16 protein-coding genes and 1 tRNA gene are annotated in these 18,787 nt (G+C 60.4%); 9 read left to right on the top strand and 8 right to left on the bottom strand.

Translation table 11 applies throughout. From position 1 onward, the window contains the following. The first annotated feature begins 176 nt into the window (after positions 1–176). The 7 genes from AACY11_RS07720 to AACY11_RS07690 all read left to right on the top strand — a co-directional run bounded on the left by AACY11_RS07720 (position 177) and on the right by AACY11_RS07690 (position 7,465). Complete coding sequence (locus AACY11_RS07720; protein WP_339494300.1) at positions 177–1,283, top strand: D-alanyl-D-alanine carboxypeptidase family protein; 1,107 nt, start codon at positions 177–179, stop codon at positions 1,281–1,283. Between the two features lie 178 nt (positions 1,284–1,461). Continuing rightward, positions 1,462–3,156, top strand: a complete 1,695-nt coding sequence (locus AACY11_RS07715) for an amidase (protein WP_339494299.1) — start codon at positions 1,462–1,464, stop codon at positions 3,154–3,156. Between the two features lie 138 nt (positions 3,157–3,294). Then, entirely contained in the window at positions 3,295–4,587 is a 1,293-nt protein-coding gene (locus AACY11_RS07710) for an OprD family porin (RefSeq protein ID WP_339464197.1), read from the top strand. Between the two features lie 288 nt (positions 4,588–4,875). After that, the gene (locus AACY11_RS07705) at positions 4,876–5,529 is read left to right on the top strand and encodes a hypothetical protein (RefSeq protein WP_339494297.1); all 654 of its coding nucleotides are present in this window, start codon (positions 4,876–4,878) and stop codon (positions 5,527–5,529) included. Next, on the top strand, positions 5,526–6,047 hold the full coding sequence (locus AACY11_RS07700) for a hypothetical protein (protein ID WP_339464199.1): 522 nt from the start codon (positions 5,526–5,528) through the stop codon (positions 6,045–6,047). Before AACY11_RS07705 ends, AACY11_RS07700 begins: the two co-directional genes overlap by 4 nt. Further along, positions 6,044–6,565 carry a hypothetical protein gene (locus tag AACY11_RS07695; RefSeq protein ID WP_339464201.1) on the top strand — a complete coding sequence of 174 codons (522 nt, stop codon included), beginning with the start codon at positions 6,044–6,046 and terminating at the stop codon, positions 6,563–6,565. The genes AACY11_RS07700 and AACY11_RS07695 overlap by 4 nt, the downstream gene beginning before the upstream one ends. A gap of 540 nt (positions 6,566–7,105) precedes the next feature. Continuing rightward, positions 7,106–7,465, top strand: a complete 360-nt coding sequence (locus tag AACY11_RS07690; RefSeq protein WP_339494296.1) for a DUF6124 family protein — start codon at positions 7,106–7,108, stop codon at positions 7,463–7,465. A gap of 73 nt (positions 7,466–7,538) precedes the next feature. Here AACY11_RS07690 and AACY11_RS07685 read toward each other — a convergent pair. The 7 genes from AACY11_RS07685 to fdnG form a co-directional block, all read right to left on the bottom strand. Continuing rightward, positions 7,539–7,634, bottom strand: a tRNA-Sec gene (locus AACY11_RS07685). Positions 7,635–7,640: 6 nt separating this feature from the next. Continuing rightward, positions 7,641–9,557 (bottom strand): selenocysteine-specific translation elongation factor, encoded by a 1,917-nt coding sequence (gene selB / locus AACY11_RS07680; protein WP_339464308.1) that lies wholly within the window; start codon positions 9,555–9,557, stop codon positions 7,641–7,643. After that, positions 9,554–10,966 carry an L-seryl-tRNA(Sec) selenium transferase gene (gene selA, locus AACY11_RS07675; protein WP_339494295.1) on the bottom strand — a complete coding sequence of 471 codons (1,413 nt, stop codon included), beginning with the start codon at positions 10,964–10,966 and terminating at the stop codon, positions 9,554–9,556. Before selA ends, selB begins: the two co-directional genes overlap by 4 nt. A 48-nt stretch (positions 10,967–11,014) precedes the next feature. Continuing rightward, positions 11,015–11,941, bottom strand: a complete 927-nt coding sequence (gene fdhE / locus AACY11_RS07670) for a formate dehydrogenase accessory protein FdhE (protein WP_339464203.1) — start codon at positions 11,939–11,941, stop codon at positions 11,015–11,017. A gap of 3 nt (positions 11,942–11,944) precedes the next feature. Further along, on the bottom strand, positions 11,945–12,610 hold the full coding sequence (locus tag AACY11_RS07665) for a formate dehydrogenase subunit gamma (RefSeq protein ID WP_339464204.1): 666 nt from the start codon (positions 12,608–12,610) through the stop codon (positions 11,945–11,947). Continuing rightward, the gene (gene fdxH, locus AACY11_RS07660; protein ID WP_339494292.1) at positions 12,607–13,542 is read right to left on the bottom strand and encodes a formate dehydrogenase subunit beta; all 936 of its coding nucleotides are present in this window, start codon (positions 13,540–13,542) and stop codon (positions 12,607–12,609) included. Before fdxH ends, AACY11_RS07665 begins: the two co-directional genes overlap by 4 nt. 14 nt (positions 13,543–13,556) lie before the next feature. Beyond that, positions 13,557–16,622: a formate dehydrogenase-N subunit alpha gene (gene fdnG / locus AACY11_RS07655; protein ID WP_339494291.1), complete on the bottom strand. Its 3,066-nt coding sequence runs from the start codon at positions 16,620–16,622 to the stop codon at positions 13,557–13,559. 321 nt (positions 16,623–16,943) lie between these two features. Between fdnG and AACY11_RS07650 the strand changes: the two genes are divergently transcribed. Both AACY11_RS07650 and AACY11_RS07645 read left to right on the top strand, forming a co-directional pair. Beyond that, positions 16,944–18,092: a MalY/PatB family protein gene (locus AACY11_RS07650; protein WP_339494289.1), complete on the top strand. Its 1,149-nt coding sequence runs from the start codon at positions 16,944–16,946 to the stop codon at positions 18,090–18,092. A gap of 237 nt (positions 18,093–18,329) precedes the next feature. Continuing rightward, entirely contained in the window at positions 18,330–18,623 is a 294-nt protein-coding gene (locus AACY11_RS07645) for a hypothetical protein (protein WP_339464208.1), read from the top strand. 40 nt (positions 18,624–18,663) lie between these two features. Here the strand turns inward: AACY11_RS07645 and AACY11_RS07640 are convergent. Further along, positions 18,664–18,787 (bottom strand): integrase core domain-containing protein (locus tag AACY11_RS07640; protein WP_445261975.1); only part of this gene is annotated, 124 nt, incomplete at its 5' end.

Raw genomic sequence — 18,787 nt, 5'->3', positions numbered from 1 at the left:
CCGGCTTAATTTGAGCGCCCCATGCCCGGGGGCTAGCGTGGCGCTACTTTCTGCTGCCCCAAGGCTTCTTGCTTGTGAAATGCCTGTTGTTCCGATGTGTATTCACCCTGCTCTGCGCAACATCGCTTGTTGTGTTGGCCCACCCTGCTCTGGCTGACAACAACACCCGAGGCGCCATGATCCCTGCCGCACCGAAGCTCGGTGCCAAAGCCTGGATACTCATCGACGGCGCCACCGGTGCCGTTATCACCAGTCACAACAGCGATATGCGCCTGCCGCCGGCCAGCCTGACCAAAATGATGACGGCATTTGTCACCACGCGTGAAATCAAGGCCGGGCGTATCAAAGCGGATGGCATGGTCACTGTCAGCGAAAATGCCTGGCGTACCGGCGGTTCGCGCATGTTTCTTGACCCAGGCAGTTCCGTTTCGGTTCACGACTTGCTCAGCGGCGTGATCATCGACTCGGGTAATGACGCCAGCGTGGCGCTCGCCGAACATGTCGCCGGAAGCGAAGGCGTTTTCGTCGGCATGATGAACTCGACAGCTACGGCCTTGGGGATGCGCAACACACACTTCATGAACTCCACCGGCCTGCCTCAGCCAGACCATTACTCATCGGCCCGGGACATGGCGCTATTGGCGCGGGCGATCATCAACGAAGGCGCTGATACCTATGCGCTGTACGCCAGAAAACACTTCACCTGGAATGGCATACGGCAAGCCAACCGCAACCTTCTATTGTGGCGAGACGACAGCTTCGACGGACTGAAGACTGGCCATACCGAAGCGGCTGGCTATTGCATGGTAGCGTCGTCGCGTCGAGACGGGCGGCGTTTGATCAGTGTGATCTTTGGTGCAACCAGCACGCAAAAGCGCACCGCAGAAACTGAAAAACTCATGGGCTACGCCTTTCGTTTCTATGACACCCAAACCTACAAAAAAGCCGGGGAATTACTCAAAACGGCTGCGCTCTGGAAAGGCGAGAAACGATCGATCGCTCTGGGCTTACTCGACGACATGACCCTCACCCTGCCCAAGAACAGACATCGAAAAATAGAGACACGCATCGAGATTGACGGGCCGCTGCAAGCGCCTATCGCCATGGGCACCGTCGTCGGGAAACTGGAGCTGTACGATGCCGGGCAACTGCTGGGGAGTCGTCCGTTGATCGCACTTGAGGACGCTGAGGCAGGCAGTTGGTGGAAACGCTGGTGGGATACGACGCACCTGTTCTTTACCCAGATGATTCGTGGCTGGTTCGATGACACTCAAACGGCCTGAGGGGCGCGGATTCCAGCGGACCGTACGGCCCGTGACGTGGGTGTTCTGTCGTTTGGATGAAGGATTGGTGTTAAATAGGCGCCAGCCTTAACCTTGTCGCGTAAAGCCGTGCAGCGAGAACCGATATGAATGCCCCTTCCAAGATAAATGACGCTCAACTGCAAATGGCGGTGACCGCATGATCGAAGTCACCGAAGTTTCCATTGCCCAACTGCGTGCTGCGCTGGAATCCGGCCAGACCACATCGGTTGAACTGGTGCAGGCCTATCTCGCCCGCATCGATGCCTACGACACCCCGACAGCGCTGAACGCCGTTGTCGTGCGCAATCGCGAAGCCCTCAACGAAGCACTGGCCAGCGACGCCCGCCGCGCCAAGGGCGAAACGCTGAGCCCGCTCGACGGTATTCCTTACACCGCCAAGGACAGTTATCTGGTCAAAGGCCTGACTGCAGCGTCCGGCAGCCCGGCGTTTGCCGATCTGGTCGCTTATCGCGATGCGTTCACCATTGAGCGCCTGCGCGGTGCCGGAGCGATTTGCCTGGGCAAGACCAACATGCCGCCGATGGCCAATGGCGGGATGCAACGGGGTGTCTACGGCCGTGCCGAAAGCCCTTATAACGCTGACTACCTGACTGCGCCGTTCGCCTCGGGTTCGTCCAATGGTGCCGGCACCGCCACGGCCGCGAGTTTCGCCGCGTTCGGTCTGGCCGAAGAAACCTGGTCGAGCGGTCGCGGCCCAGCGTCGAACAATGGCTTGTGTGCCTATACCCCGTCGCGCGGGGTGATCTCGGTGCGCGGTAACTGGCCGTTGACCCCGACCATGGACGTGGTCGTGCCGTACGCCCGCACCATGGCTGATCTGCTGGAAGTGCTCGACATCATCGTCGCCGAAGACCCCGACACCCGAGGCGACCTGTGGCGCCTGCAACCGTGGGTGCCGATCCCGAGCGTCAGTTCCGTGCGCCCCGCCGCTTACGCCGAACTGGCTGCCGACAGCGCCGCGCTGGCCGGCAAGCGTTTCGCCGTGCCGCGCATGTTCATCAACGCCGACCCTGATGCAGGCACCAGCGAAGCGCCGGGCATCGGTGGCCCGACCGGCCAGCGCATCAACACCCGTGCTTCGGTGATCGAGCTGTGGAAACAGGCGCGGCAGGCCCTCGAAGCGGCCGGTGCCGAAGTCATCGAAACCGATTTCCCGCTGGTCTCCAACTGTGAAGGTGACCGTCCCGGTGCGCCGACCGTGTTCACCCGTGGTCTGGTGTCGAAAGAGTTTCTTCATCATGAATTGTGGGATCTGAGCGCCTGGGCGTTCGACGATTTTCTGCAAGCCAACGGCGACCCTAAACTCAATCGTCTGGTCGACGTCGACGGGCCGAAGATCTTCCCGCACGACCCGGGCACCCTGCCCAACCGTGAGGGCGACCTGGCCGCAGGCATGGACGAATACGTGCGCATGGCCGAACGCGGCATCACGCCGTGGAACGAAATCCCGACCGTGCCCGATGGCCTGCGCGGCCTCGAACAGACCCGGCGCATCGACCTTGAAGACTGGATGGATAAACTGGGCCTCGACGCCGTGCTGTTTCCGACCGTTGCTGACGTCGGTCCGGCGGACTCGGACATCAATCCAGAATCGGCCGACATCGCCTGGAGCAATGGCGTCTGGGTCGCCAATGGCAACCTCGCGATCCGTCACCTGGGCGTGCCGACGGTCACCGTGCCCATGGGCGTGATGGCGGATATCGGCATGCCGGTCGGCCTGACCTTCGCCGGCCGTGCCTACGACGATTCGAGCCTGCTGCGTCTGGCGGCGGCGTTTGAGTCGACAGGCAGCAAACGGATGATCCCGCCACGCACGCCACCGTTGTCGTAAGGTGATCGGCCCTGTGGGAGCGGGGTTGCTCGCTCCCACAGGGCCGTGTGGTGCCCTCAACTGAGCACATAAGCTCAATCCCCTCGCCCGTATTCCCTCGATCATCACGGCCACATTCCTGTTTGCTGGCTACTCATCATGATCGACTGCGCCCTCTCGCGTATCACCCTGCTCGCCTTGCTCTGTGGCCTGAACACAGCCCACGCCAGCGGTTTTTTTGACGATTCAAAGTCCGAAGTACTCAGTCGCAACTTCTACCTGAGCAATGACTATCGCTCGCCCTCGCCCTCCGAAAAGAACTATAAACAGGAATGGGCTCAAGGGTTTATCGGCACTTTCTCATCCGGCTTCACGGCCGGAACCGTCGGGTTTGGTATCGATGCGCATGCCTTTACCGGCCTGAAACTGGACGGCGGCAAGGGCCATTCCGGCACCGGGTTGTTGCCGGTCGACAGCGACGGCCGCAGCGAGAGCAACTATTCCAGCGCCGGCGGCGCCCTCAAGTTGAAGGCATCGCGCACCACCCTGGCGTTCGGCGAAATGACCGTGGAAACCCCAGTGTTCGACACCTCCGACAAACGTCTGCAACCGGAGTACGCCACGGGTTTTCTGCTCAACAGCCGGGAAATCGACAACGTTAACGTCCAGGCGGGGCATTTCACGGCGTTCAAGAATCAGGACAGTTCTTCCGGCAAAGGCGATTTTTACGGCTACGGCGCCAACACCGAGGCTGGCGGGATCAGCTTTCTCGGCGCCGACCTGTTCAACGACCGTCCTATCGGAGGCGCCCTGTACGCCTCTGAACTGACAGACACCTGGCATCAGTACTATGCCAACCTGCACTTCAAGCAATCAGGCGTGCTGCTCGACGCCAACCTCTACCACACCCGCGACACAGGCCAGGCGCTGGCCGGGTCAATCGACAACACCGCGTTCAGCCTCTCCGGCAAATACGCCTTCGGCGCGCACGCGGTGATGCTCGGCTGGCAAAAGATCAATGGCGACACACCGTTCGATTTCGTCGGCGGTGACTCGATCTACCTCGCCAACTCGATCAAATACGCCGATTTCAACGGCGCCAACGAACGCTCCTGGCAGGCGCGCTACGACCTGGACCTCGGCACCTTCGGGATTCCAGGCCTGAAGTTCATGACCCGCTACGTCAGCGGTAGCCACATTGACGGCACCCACGCGCCCAAGGGCGGCGCCTACAACCCGTTTGATCCTGACAGCGGCAGTTATCAGCCTCAGCAAGGCGATGGTGGCAAGCACTGGGAGCGCGATATCGATTTGAAGTACGTCGTGCAATCGGGCGCGGCGAAGGATTTGTCGGTGCAGGTATCGCATGTTTCACACCGGGCCAATGATGCCCAGGCCGGCGATGACATCGACCGGATCTACGTGGTGATCCAGTACCCACTGGGTTTCTAACCCACCGCCCATCCCGATTTGAAACGCTATCCCCTGTAGGAGTGAGCCTGCTCGCGATAGCGTCTTTTCAGCAACATTCATGCTGACTGATACACCGCAATCGCGAGCAGGCTCATTCCTACAAGTCGGAGTTTCAGCCAAACATCCGTATACGCAACACACCTCTCACAGCTAGCCAAATGCCATCACCTCCCTTATCCTGCGCACCCGCAAAAAACGCCAAGCCAGGAAGGCATTGATTGACCTCCTGTTTGCCGTCAATCAACACACGCAGATTCAGGGATGTACATGTTCCAGTTATTCAAACTCGGCGCGGCCATTGTGCTCGCGGCGACACTCAGCGGCTGCATTACCGAAAGCGCCTCGTGGGTCAGCGAACCCTTGCAACCCAAAGCCAACGAGCCGGTCAGCTACCTCGTCGGCTCAATCGGGCCGCAGTCAGTCAAATTCCCTGCCGCTGACAACCAGCGCATTTTTTTCCGCAAGCGCGGTTCTGAATATGGCGCCGCCGGTGTCTGGAAACTGGCCGGTGCCTACTCGACGCCTCAGGACATTCAGGACGGTGTCGGCGCAGCGAGTGTATTCGTGCTGCCCCTGAAACCGGGCGACTATGAGTTCTATGACTTCCAGTTCTTTTCCGCCCGCTACCAGCCTGGCCTCGGCACGGTTTTCACCTCGGCCGAGGCACGAGAGGAATTCAACCTGCCGATGCGCCTTGAGCCCGGCAAGGCCTATTACATCGGTGAATTCCGCTCGTTCTGCCTGACTGCCGGTTTGTGCGCGTTCCGCTGGAGCGACCAGAACGCCCGTGACGCCGTGGTCGCTCAGCGCATGACCCCGGGGCTGCCAACCCTGCAACCGCTGAAACTCGATCTGAAACGCGCCGAACCCTACATCTTTACCGGCCCCACTCCGGGTGTGGCCGTGGACGTCAAGCCATGAAAAAAATCATCGCCCTCACCACCGCCGCTCTGTTGACCGGCTGCACAGCAACCAACACCTTGCCTGAGCGCACCCTCGCCGACGGTCAAGATTATCTGGCACCGATCCACGTCATGGTCGATGACCCGATGAACTCCTCGACCCTGCGCAACCATCTGCGCCAGACCGGAGTGTTCCGCGAGATCCAGACCGGCACCGCCAAAGGTGACGAGTACAGCGTCCAGATCAAACTGAACATGCAACGCGAGTTTCCGCCGTTTCCGCTGGTGTTGCTCAGTTGCGCCACGTTGTTCACGCTGCCCCTATCCAAGGAATACAACACCGAGGCGCAGTTCTCCGTGTATCAAGGCGACAAGCGTCTGAAGCAATACAGCTACCGCAACACCACGCAGAAATACACTTGGCTGCTGGATCAGGGTGGTGAACTGGAAGGCCAGAACCTGAGCCGCATCGCCCGCGCGTTTGCCCAGGACGTCCAGCGTGATCGCCTGATCCCCGCTGACGGGGCTGCGCAATGATCCTCAATGTCATCAAGCCTACCGCCCTGCTCTTCGCCCTGCTGACGCTGGGGGGTTGCGCCAATACCCTGCAACCGCTCGACTACAAGACCAGCCAGGCCTACGTCCCGGTCACACTCGGGCTCGGACCGGCCTACAGCCGGATCGATGAACAACACCAACGCGAAACCATCAGTGCCCTGAAAAACACCGGTGCGTTTTCCATGCTCGACGGTGGCTACAGCCGCAACGGCTACAGCCTGCTGATCACCGAACCCCACGATGGCAAGGTCAACTGGCTGGCATTGATGAACGTCTTCACCCTGTTCACCTTTCCCATGCCTTACCACTACCAGGACAACTTGCGCGGCTCCGTCTTCAAGGACGGCGAACTGCTCAAGACCTACAACTACTCGCGCGAAGGCTGGAGCGTGATCACGTGGTACGTGCCGATTCCAGCGTTTGAAAACAAGCGGCAGATGCTTGATCAGTTGCTGGTGGAAATGGACAAGGACAAGGTGATTCCGTATCAGCCGTGAGGGGATGAATGCGGATTCAACTAGAACAACGCCCCCCCCTTTGGGAGCAAGCCTGCTCGCGAAAGTGCTGGGCTAGCCACTGAGATGTCGGCTGTTGAATCGCCTTCGCGAGCAGGCTCGCTGTCACAGCGCTATCAGGGATAGACCATTCCCCCACATCTTCGCCCGACTTTTCGCCTTTTAAACTGGAGTGTTTAAAAGAAACCTCAAGACACGTCTCCGAGGCTACAAATTCTTGCGCCATTGCCTACAGCTACGCCAGAATCCGCCGGCTTGTGCGTCTTGGGGTCGGGTTCTATTGTGGTGCGGTCGCTGACGAATCAGCGATCGGGTTTAGCGATCCGATACCTTACAGACGCTCAATCCCCAGTCTCAATTGCAGCATTGTCTATCTGCACTTGGCGTCATGGTGGCTGTGCGTGGGAGACCTTCGGGTCTACCCGGGGTTTCTGTGACCCGGATCGCTAACCCGCGTACAGCCGCCACCTTTACTTGTTTAGCGATGAGCCGTGGCGGCTAAATCAACCACGGAGTTTCACCATGATCAAACCAACACCCAACCCACCCGAAACCGATCTCGCCTCCCCCTACGAATCCCTCGATTCCAAAAAACTCAACGACGCCGCCGAACGCGCCCTCGATCATTACCTCTGCCCACCCGGCTCGACCCCACCGCCGCGCAAAACCCGCCGGATCTACGCCGTTACCGCAGACTTCAAAAACGAGGAACTGCTGGCCGATGCCAGCGAAACCCTCGCCTCCGCCAGAACCATCGCCCATGACTTCGCCCACCTCATACCCGCGTCGCAGCGCAGGACACTGTTGGGGATCGCGCAATTGATCATGCTCGGGGAGCTGGCGGTGAATCGGGTGATGGATAATCTGGAATTGCCGCAGTAGCAGGGAACGATCAAAAACGGCTTTCGCGCGCAGGCTCGCTCACACACTGGATCGGGGAGGTCCGGAGGAAAACTGGCGGAAGGCAGCCGGAGTCGAACCTGCCCGGGAACGGATGCCGTCCCCAACCGGGTTTGAAGCCCGGCCGCGCCACCGGGCGCGATTGCCTTCCTTGAACTCATTGTGCGTCGGCGTGGGCCAGCGCGTTGTCGGGGCGGATCTGGCGGCATTCGCCGAGGCGCCGGGTCAGGCCGATACGGTCAAAATATTCGAGGAACTGAATACAACGTTTGCGTCCCAAGCCTAGCGCATCGCGCAAGGTTGTCACCTGGATCTGCGGATTTTCCTTGGCCAATTCCAGCAACACGTTCGCCATCTGCCGCAGCACCGTGTCACTGATAAACAGATCGCGCACCACTTGATGCATCAACCCCTGCCGCGCCAGTTTGCGCAACAGCAGACGTACCACCGCGTCCTCTTTCCCCACCGTCTTTGCCACATCGCGCACCCACGGCGGATCAAAGCCGGCTTGTTGAAACAGCGGCTGCAACTGCTGCGACAAGGCTTCGTCCTCGGCATTCAACTGCACCTGATGATCTGGCAGGTGCAGCCACGGCCCGCTCGCATTGATAGAACCCGCAGCGCGAAGTTCATCCAGCAGACTGATGAACGTAGACCGCTCCAGCGCCAACCCGCTGAAGCGGCGTAGACGATCCCGATCAGGGCCCATCTGATCGGGCTCCCGCTCATGGAACTGCGCCAGTTTTTCCAGCAGCGTAAATTTCAACTGCCCCCAGCGCTGTACATTGAACAGCACCGGGCCTTGGCGTGTGTCGATCAGGCGCACGTTCGTCGGTAATGACCAGCCTTCACGAGGGCGATTGAACTGGCGTTCCAGTCGCTGCGGATCGAGGCCGCCAGCACTGTGATCGAGCAAGACCGGCAACGCTTGTTCAAGGCTTTCACCACGCGCCAAGGCCTCAAGTTGCGCCAACCGTTCCGGACTGCGACGTTGTCGCGCCGGGGCTAACGGGTCAAGCACCAGGCCGCCACCGAGGGTGCGTTGCGCGCTCTGGTCACGCAGGATCAGGCGATCGCCCTTCACCGCGTGCACCGGCGCATTGATCAGCAGTTGCGCGAACATGTGCTCGCCGGGATTCAGGCGTGGGCCTTCGAGCAATGCGACGCGGGCGATCACGTCTTGTGTGCCGAGGTGCAGATGCACCGGATGGAAGTGTTCGAAGGTTCGTTCGCCGGGCAGCAATTGAAACTCGATATCCACCCGTTGCGTTGGCGCGTGCAACCATTCGCTCAGCAGCCATTGACCGCGATGGATCTGCTCCAGCGCCAAGCGCTCGCCACTGATATTCAACGCCACTCGTTGGCCGGCGCAGGCCTGTTCGGCGGGCTGATTCTGCGCGTGCAGGCCGCGAACCCGAACGGTTTTACCGAGAGGACCCAAAACTAATCGGTCCTCCACCGTGACCGCGCCCGACAACGCCGTCCCCGTGACCACAATCCCCGCCCCGGCGACACTGAACGCCCGATCAATCGCCAAGCGAAACCCACCCTCGCGACTGCGTTTCTGCACTTCACGTTGCGTCTGCAACAAAAGGCGCCGCAACGCATCGATACCCTGCCCGCTCACGCTCGACAAGGCCAGGATCGGCGCATCGGCAAACGGCCCGGCCCCCAGTAAATCCAGAATCTGCCGCTGAACCTCCTCCACCCTGCCCGCCTGGACCCGGTCACACTTGGTGATCGCCACCAACGCCCGGGGAATGCCGAGCAACTGGACAATCGCCAGATGCTCACGGGTTTGTGGCATCACGCCGTCGTCTGCTGCGACCACCAGCAACACCAGATCAATGCCCTGTGCCCCGGCGAGCATATTGTGGGTGAATTTCTCGTGGCCCGGCACGTCGATAAACCCGGTCAGCCCCGCGCCCGGTTCGAGTTCAGCGTAGAGATAACCAAGGTCGATGGTCATGCCGCGTTCGCGTTCCTGCGGGCGGCGGTCGCCGGTTTGTCCGGTCAGCGCTTGTAGCAGCGACGTCTTGCCGTGGTCAATGTGCCCCGCCGTGCCGACGATCACGGGTCGACCTGCAACTGCGGCAATTGCGCGAGCCATGCCGGTTCATCATCGAGTTGGCGCAGATCGAGCCACAGCGCATCGTCGTCGATACGACCGAGCACCGGGATCGGCAACGCTCGCAACGCCGCTTCCAGATTCAGCAGGCAGCGCCCGCGCAAACGCTTTGAAACCTGCGGACGGCAACACAGCGCCGCACTCGGTAAACGCGCCACCGGTTGGCTGCCGCTGCCGATCATGCCCAAGGCCTCAACTGCACTAACCTGCCAAACCGACCCCAAGATTTCAGCCATCAAGGGCTGCAAGCGTGAGGCCTGGGCGAAGATGTCGGCTTGCGGTCGAGTCAACAACCGCAAGCTCGGCAGACGTTCGGCCAGCCGATCCGGATCGCGATACAACCCGAGCACCGCCTCCAGCGCCGCCAGGGTCAATTTATCCACCCGCAATGCGCGTTTCAGCGGGTTTTTCTTGATCTTCGCGATCAGCTCTTTGCGCCCAACGATCAACCCGGCCTGCGGGCCACCCAGCAATTTGTCGCCGCTGAAAGTGACGATATCCGCACCGTCCAACAACGCTTGGCGCACCGTCGGTTCTGCCGGCAAACCCCAGCGCGTCAGATCCAGCAGACTGCCGCTGCCCAGATCCTCCAGCAGCGGCAAATCATGCCGATGGGCCAACTCGGCCAGTTCAGCGGTCGGCACGCGAGCAGTAAATCCTTCGATGCTGTAGTTGCTCGCATGCACGCGCATGATCAAACCGCTGCGTGGGTTGATCGCCGCTTCGTAGTCGCGGGCGTGGGTACGATTGGTCGTGCCGACTTCATGCAGGCGCACGCCGGCGCGGGCCATGATGTCGGGGATGCGGAAGGCGCCGCCGATCTCGATCAGCTCGCCGCGCGAAATAATGCCTTCTTTGCGCGCGCCGAGGCTGTTGAGCGTCAGCAGCACCGCAGCGGCATTGTTGTTGACCACGGTGACGGCTTCGGCGCCGGTCAGTTCGCGGATCAGGCCTTCGATCAGATCGTCACGGTCGCCGCGTTTGCCGCTGGCCAGATCGAATTCCAGGTTGAGCGGGTACCGCGCGCCCATTTGCACGGCGTCAATGGCTTCCTCCGGCAACAGCGCCCGCCCCAGATTGGTGTGCAGCACCGTGCCGGTCAGGTTGAACACCCGTCGAACCTGGCTGCGCTGTTGCTGGGCCAGGCGTTCACCGACGCGGCCGGCAAGCACCTCGGGGCGGATTTCAATCGCCGACAATTGCCCGTTCAGCACGCTCGAACGCAGCTCATCGAGCAACTGCCGCAAACAGGCCAACAACGCCTCACGCCCATAACGTTGGGCCAGCGGCAGGCACGCCGGATGACGCAACACACCATCAACGGAAGGTAAACGCAGGGCACCGCTGGCAGACATCAGCCACTCCCGAAACAAAAGACCGTTCGGCGAGTGTAGACGCTGTGGTCATTCGTCTCCTGGCGCCAGCAACAGATTGGGTGCCAAACGCTGAAAGCCGTCCTGGGCCAGACGCATGTCCAGCAGCAGGCTGGCGAGATCCGCCGACAACGCTTCGGCGTCGGCGTCGTTTTCCAGATAGAGCAACTTCAGATAGGTGTTGCAACCGGGGCAGACTTCGGCGCGCAACGGTGCTTGATTGGCGGCGTGGCGATCGTCCTCAAGGCTCAGGTAGTCGAGGCCTTTGCTTTGCTCGCAGTACACACACTTGACCCGCACCACATGCCATTCGCAGGCGCACAGCGAACACGCCAGATAGCGCAAACCGTTGTGTTTGCCGCGATGGCGGATGACACCGGCCATTGCCGGCGACCCGCAGGCCGGGCATTGGCTGAGGCTGTCGCCGGGTTTGAGTTTCAGGCTCGGCGCACTGAGTAACCAGTGACTCCACGCCACCTGCAACGCCGCGCCGAGAAACGGCACCAGTTGCGCCGGCACCATCGAATACTGGCCACTGATCAAGGCAACGGCCCAACTGCGCAACTGGCCAGGGCTGGCAGCGCGCAACGTGTCCACCGCATCAACGACAGCAAGCTGTTCAACCGGCTGATAGCGTTCTAATAAAGCGTCGAGATAAGCCTGCCAGCCCTCTTCGCGCACCAACGTATCGGCAGCGAACGGCGGCAAACCGTGTTGCTGACACGCCTCAATGCGCTGCGCATCGAATGGCGCCGTCAGCGGCGGATCGTCCATGACTTGTTGCTGAACCTGGCACAACCCGGCGATCAGGCGCAGATAATCGGTCAACGGATGCCCCTCGGCCAGTTGCTCCAGGCGCTGGGCGCGCAGGGAAAACAGGTTATGCGGTGGCAGGTACAGAAACGGCGGCGAACTGGCCGCCGCTTCGATTTCTCCGGGTTCGAGAATGGTTGGCAAAAGTCAGCCCTTTTTCGTCGCCGGTCGTTCCGGCGTCTCTTTATGAAGTTCATCGCGGGTGATGTCGCGATACCAGAGCTCGTGGTGTTTTTTCGCCCAGGCGCGGCTGACCCAGCCATGCATCATCGCGTCGATCGAGCCCTTGATCCACAGCCCGGCGTAGATGTGAATGATGATGCTCAGGATCAACACAAACCCGGCCAACGCATGCAACAGCATCGCCCAGCGGATCACGGTGATGCCGAAAAATGCGCTGAAATACGCCCGCCAGATCACCAGCCCGGTGAACAACAGCCCCAGCATGCACAGCAGTAAAGTCCAGAACAGCAGCTTCTGCCCGGCGTTGTACTTGCCCACCGGTGGCACGCTCTGTTCGTCGTTGACCAGCACCCGATCAATACGGCGCAGCCACTTCCCGTCATTGGCGATAAAGACGTTCGCGCGCCAGAAACGAAACACCAGCCCAAGGAACAACAGAAACATCAGCACGCCCATGAACGGGTGCAGAATCCGCGTCCACGGCCCGCCGCCGAACAGGTTGCTCAGCCAGAACATCGAGGGATGAAACAGCGCGAGCCCAGACAGCCCGGCCATGAAGAACAGGATCGCCACCAACCAGTGATTGGTGCGCTGGTTGGCGGTGTAACGCAGGATCGTCTTGTTGCTCATGGCCGGTCCTCCCCGCGTGGATCGAAGGTGTGTACCGCCGGATCAACGACATGCACCGAAGCATCGGGAGGTGCCGAATGCTCGTCTTCTTCGACGCGGTTCGGCCCGATTCGCACATAGTGGAAGAACCCTGCCAACACCGCCGCGCCCATGGCCAGCAAGCCAAGGGGTTTGCTGATGCCTTTCCACAGGCCTACCAAAGGACTGATCGCCGGACTTTCCGGCAGCCCCGCGTAGATGTTCGGCGTGTCGGCATGGTGCAGCACGTACATGACGTGGGTGCCGCCAACCCCTGACGGGTCATACAGGCCAGCGTTGTCAAAGCCACGACTCTTGAGATCGACGATGCGCTCGGCGGCGTGTTCCTTCATGTCTTCCTTGGTGCCGAAAACGATAGCGCCGGTCGGGCAGGTTTTCACGCAGGCCGGCTCCAGCCCTACTGCCACGCGGTCCGAACACAAGGTGCACTTGTAGGCCTTGTGATCCTTTTGCGAGATTCGCGGAACGTCGAACGGGCAACCGGTGATGCAATAACCACAACCGATGCAGTGATCCTGATCGAAATCGACGATGCCGTTGGCGTGCTTGATGATCGCACCTGGGCTGGGGCACGCCGCCAGGCAACCGGGCTCGGCGCAGTGCATGCAGCCGTCCTTGCGGATCAGCCATTCGAGGTTGCCGGCGTCGGTTTCGTGCTCGGTGAAACGCATCAACGTCCAGGTTTGTGCGCTCAAGTCCTGCGGATTGTCGTAGGTACCGTAGTTGTGACCAATATCGTCGCGCAGCTCGTTCCATTCCGAGCACGCGACCTGACAGGCCTTGCATCCGATGCATTTGGTGGTGTCGATCAGCTTCGCCACCTCCTGCTGATGCCTCACCGACGGCGGCTGTGTGGTCGTGGCCGAGCGGGCAATGATGTCTTGGCTGGCCATTTATAGATTCTCCACTATAGCTTCTCCACGTTGACCAGGAATGACTTGGATTCCGGAGTCTGGGTGTTGCCATCGCCGAGGAACGGCACCAGGGTGTTGGTCAGGTATCCGTGCCGCGTCAGTCCGGTGAACCCCCAGTGCAGCGGGATGCCGATCTGGTGCACCACCTGGCCGTTGACCTGCAACGGACGGATCCTTTTGGTCACCACAGCCACCGCTTCAATGAAGCCGCGTTTGCAACTGACCCGTACCCGATCACCGGCCGCGATGCCCTTCTCTTTCGCCAGCACTTCGCCGATCTCGACAAACTGCTCGGGCTGAGTAATCGCGTTCAACTTGCAGTGCTTGCTCCAGAAGTGGAAATGCTCGGTGAGCCGGTAACTGGTGCCCGCATACGGGAATTCCTTGGCCTCGCCGAGGCTGTCCCAGACCGAATCAAAGATCCGCGCCGCCGGGTTGCTGGTAGCGTTCTTGTTCTGCGGGTGCAGCGGGTTGATGCCAATCGGCGTCTCGAACGGTTCGTAATGCTCGGGGAATGGCCCTTCGGTCATCTTGTCGACGGCGAAGAACCGCGCCACGCCCTCGGGGTTCATGATGAACGGGTTCATCCCGGCTTCTGGCGGTATGTCAGCCTTGTAGTCCGGCACATCGGTGCCGCCCCAGGTTTTGCCGTTCCACCACACCAAGCGCTTTTTCGGATCCCACGGCTTGCCCGCAACGTCCGCCGACGCGCGGTTGTAGAGAATCCGCCGGTTGGCCGGCCAGGCCCACGCCCAGCCCAGATGCTGGTGCATGCCATAGGGGTCGGCATTGTCGCGCCGGGCCATCTGGTTGCCGGCCTCGGTCCAACTGCCGGCGAAAATCCAGCAGCCGGACGCGGTGCTGCCGTCGTCCTTGAGCTGGGCGAAACCGGCCAGTTGCGTATTGCCCTTGATCGTCGCGCCGCTGGCATCGTTGAAGTCTGTCGTGGCGTAGCCGTTTATCTCCTTGGCGATTTCCTCGGGGGAAGGTTCAGTGGCAATTTTGTAGGGCCAGGACAGTTTCAACAGCGGATCGGCGAAGGTGCCGCCGTTTGCCGCATAGCGCTGGCGCAGACGCAGGAACAACTCGCTCATGATCTGGACGTCCGTGCGCGCCTCGCCAGGTCCATCCGCCCCCTTCCAGTGCCATTGCAACCAACGACTGCTGTTGACCAGTGAGCCATCTTCTTCGGCAAAGCAGGTAGTCGGCAGGCGGATCACTTCGGTCTGGATGTCGGCGCTTTTCACATCGTTGTAAGGGCCGACGTTTTCCCAGAACTGCGAGGTTTCGGTGGCCAGCGGGTCCATCACCACCAACCATTTCAACTTGGCCAGTGCCGCCATCACCCGGTTCTTGTCCGGCAGCGCAGCGATCGGGTTGAACCCCTGGCACATGTAGCCGTTGACCTTGCCCAGACTCATCAGGTCGAACATCTTGAGGATGTCGTAATTGGGGATGTCGAGTTTCGGCAGGTAGTCGTAACACCACTGGTTCTCGGCGGTGGCATTGGCGCCGTACCAGGCCTTCATCAGGCTGACGTGGAACTTGCTGTAGTTCTGCCAGTAGGACAACTGCCCGGGGCGCAGCGGTTTTTGCGTGCGTTTGGTGATGTAGGCGCTGTAGTCCTGCTCGGCGTCCTGCGGCAGCGTCAGGTAGCCCGGCAGCAAGTTGGACAACAAGCCCAGATCCGTCAGGCCCTGAATATTGGAGTGTCCGCGCAAGGCATTGACGCCACCGCCCGGCATACCCACGTTGCCTAACAGAAGCTGCACCATTGCCGCACTGCGAATGATCTGCGAACCGGTCGAGTGCTGTGTCCAGCCCAGGGCGTAGAGAATCGTCATGGTCTTGCCGGGCTGGGCGCACGTAGCGATTTCGCCCCAGATTTTCTGCATCGCATCGACCGGCATGCCGCAAATCTGGCTCACCAGTTCGATGTTGTAGCGGCTGTAATGCTGCTTCATCAATTGATAGACGCAGCGCGGGTCCTGCAGCGTCGGGTCGATTTTGACGAAACCGTCCTCACCGATTTCATAGCCCCACCCGGACTTGTCGGTGTAACTGCGTTTGGCCGCATCGTAGCCACTGAAAATGCCATCTTCGAAGCCATACCCGGCTTTGACGATGAACGACACGTCGGTGTAGTTGCGCACGTATTCGTGCTGGATCTTGTCCTCGGTGAGCAGGTAATTGATCAACCCGCCCATGAAAGCAATGTCGGTGCCGGTGCGGATCGGCGCGTAATCATCGGCCACTGACGCGGTGCGGGTAAAACGCGGATCGACCACGATCAGCCGCGCAGCGTTGTGTGCTTTGGCTTCGGTCACCCATTTGAAGCCGCACGGATGCGCTTCTGCGGTGTTGCCGCCCATCACCAGAACCAGATTCGCGTTGGCGATATCGGTCCAGGTATTGGTCATGGCACCACGGCCGTACGTCGGGGCAAGACTTGCCACCGTCGGGCCGTGTCAGACACGCGCCTGGTTATCGAACCCCAGCATGCCGAGACTGCGGATGACCTTGTGCGTCATGTACCCCGCTTCGTTGGACGAAGCTGAAGCGGCAAGAAACCCGGTGGTAAGCCAGCGATTGACTGTTTCGCCTTTTTCATTCTGCTCGACGAAATTGGCGTCGCGGTCGGCTTTCATCAAATCGGCGATGCGATCGAGCGCTTGATCCCAACTGATCCGCGTCCACTCGCTGCTGCCCGGTTTGCGCGTTTGCGGGTACAGCAAGCGGCCCGGGCTGTGAATGAAGTCCAGCAGGCCCGCGCCTTTTGGACAGAGGGTGCCACGATTGACCGGATGGTCGGCGTCGCCCTCGATATGGATGATATTTTGCGCGACGTTCTTCGCAGCATCGCCCTGGCTGTACATGATCAAACCGCAACCGACCGAGCAATACGGGCAGGTGTTGCGGGTTTCATGGGTGTGGGCAAGCTTGAAGTGGCGCACCTGCTCGGCGAAGGCAAGCGTCGGGGCCATGCCCAACGCGCCAAGGCTTGAGCCTGCAAGGCCGATACCGGCGACCTTGAAGAACTGACGACGGCTGAGATCCATCGTGCACTCCTGATCAGGTGGAACCCGGTACTGGCGCCGGGTTGTATCTGGACAATCACGGTTGCGGCAGGATGACTGCCGGCTTTTTCACTGTAGACAAAGACCCTGCCACCTGCGTGAAAACCGACCGTCGGCCGTTTGTCGAGCGATCTCATGGCTTCATCCAGAGCCTCGCGGGCGCTGGCTTGCCAACGATAGCGGTTTGTCACGCACCCTCAATATTGACTGTGCCGACGCCATCGCGGGCCAGCCAACTCCCACCGGGATCGTGTTGGGCTTAGAATGGCCGACAGAATTAACCCCGCCTTCACGAGACCGCGCATGACTTTTGACTTTGATCAGGTATTCGACCGCCACAACACCGGCAGCACCAAGTGGAGCCGCTATGCAGCCGACGTGTTGCCTATGTGGGTCGCTGATATGGATTTCGCCGCGCCACCGGTTGTCATCGAGGCCCTGCAGCAGCGCTTGCTGCATCCGCTGGTGGGTTACAGCGTGGCCCAGGACAACCTGCGCGAAGCCATCGTTGCCGACCTCTGGAACAAGTTCGCCTGGCAGGTCAAACCGCAAGAGCTGATCTTCCTGCCGGGCGTTGAGTCGGGCTTCAACATGGCGCTCAAAGCCCTGGTTCAGTCTCAGCAGAACGTCGTGGTACAAGTGCCGAACTATCCACCGCTGCGTCACGCGCCGGGGCATTGGGGCTTGAACAGGGTTGAGCTGCAATTCACGCCGCAGGCCGACGGCACCTACGCCACACCACTGGATAGCCTGCGTGATGCGCTGAACGGCGGCGGCGCCCTGCTGTTGAGCAACCCGCACAACCCGATCGGCAAAGTGTTTGGCCGCGAAGAGCTGCAAGCAGTGGCGGACATCTGTGTTGCGCAGGACGCCTGGATCATCTCCGATGAAATCCACGCCGAACTGTGCTTCGACGGTCGCGTCCACATTCCGACTGCGTCCCTGAGCCCGCAAATCGCTCAGCGCACCATCACCCTGATGTCCGCGAGCAAGGCTTACAACATTGCCGGCCTGAAAACCTCGTTCATGATCATTCAGGACGCCGCGCTGCGTGAACGCGTCAACCACGCCCGTTGCGGCATGGTCGACAGCGTCAATCCGCTGGGTATGGAAGCGACTCGCGTGGCCTACAGCGAAGCCGGCCCATGGCTCGCCGAGATGAAAACCTACCTGCAGGCCAACCGGGATTATCTGGTTGAAGCGGTGCGCAGCCGCTTGCCGGGCGTGACCATGAATGTGCCGCAGGGCACTTATCTGGCCTGGCTCGATTGCTCGGCGCTGGATCTGGCCAACCCGCAGCAGTTTTTCCTTGAGCAGGCCAAGGTAGGGTTGAGCGCCGGTCTGGATTTTGGCGACCAAAGCCAACAGTTCGTACGCCTGAACTTTGGCTGCCCGCGCTCCATGCTCGAAGAAGGTATTGCGCGCATGGAGCGGGCACTGGCCAACCGCTGAATCTGAAAGCATCGCGAACCTGCTGCACGGCATCAGCGCACAACCGATCCTTGCCGGCCCTGAACAACGCAAAAACCAAAAACCCGAAAGTCTTCAGCAAAAAAATGGATCTCTCGCGGATTCTCAGTGGTCACAACCTTAACCCCTCGCCGGGAGTCACCGGCGGGGCCCGGCACGTTCGGTTCCCGTGTGGCGAAAGGCCTATGACAAGGAACCCCGAAGATTAAGGTTACGGTCATGAAAGAATGCTCGACTCCTGCGCAAATCAAGGCATGCAGGGCTTTGGCCCTGGAACGCAATCGTCAATTGTTCGAACAAGCGCAAGCGCTGAATCGAGCGGCGCATGAATTGCTCGAAGCCGGGCAACTGGATTTCGAACAGTTTGAGCACTACCGGGCCTTGCGCCGAAAAGCCGATGTGAAGTTCGCCGATGCCATTGAGCACCTGTGCGTATTGAATGAAGATTTCCCGCCGATTCCGATGTCAGTGCAGAACTCGCAGGGGTTGCGTCGCCAGCTTGAGACCAGTTGATGATCAAACTGTCTAGTCCTGAAATAGGTTTACACCTATCTCACCCTAACGCCCGATGCACTGCATCGGGCGTTTTGTATTTTAAGGACAGGTGCGGGCGCTCTTGGTTGTAGATCAAGACCGCTTCCCGCACCATCTGCTCCGCTTGCTTCAGGTCGGTCGGC

The sequence above is a fragment of the Pseudomonas sp. RA_105y_Pfl2_P56 genome (assembly GCF_963970845.1).
In the GTDB taxonomy this organism is placed as follows: Bacteria; Pseudomonadota; Gammaproteobacteria; order Pseudomonadales; family Pseudomonadaceae; genus Aquipseudomonas; species Aquipseudomonas baetica_A.
The sequence above is the reverse complement of the archived record's forward strand: the minus strand, read 5'-3'. Positions and strand labels throughout refer to the sequence as shown.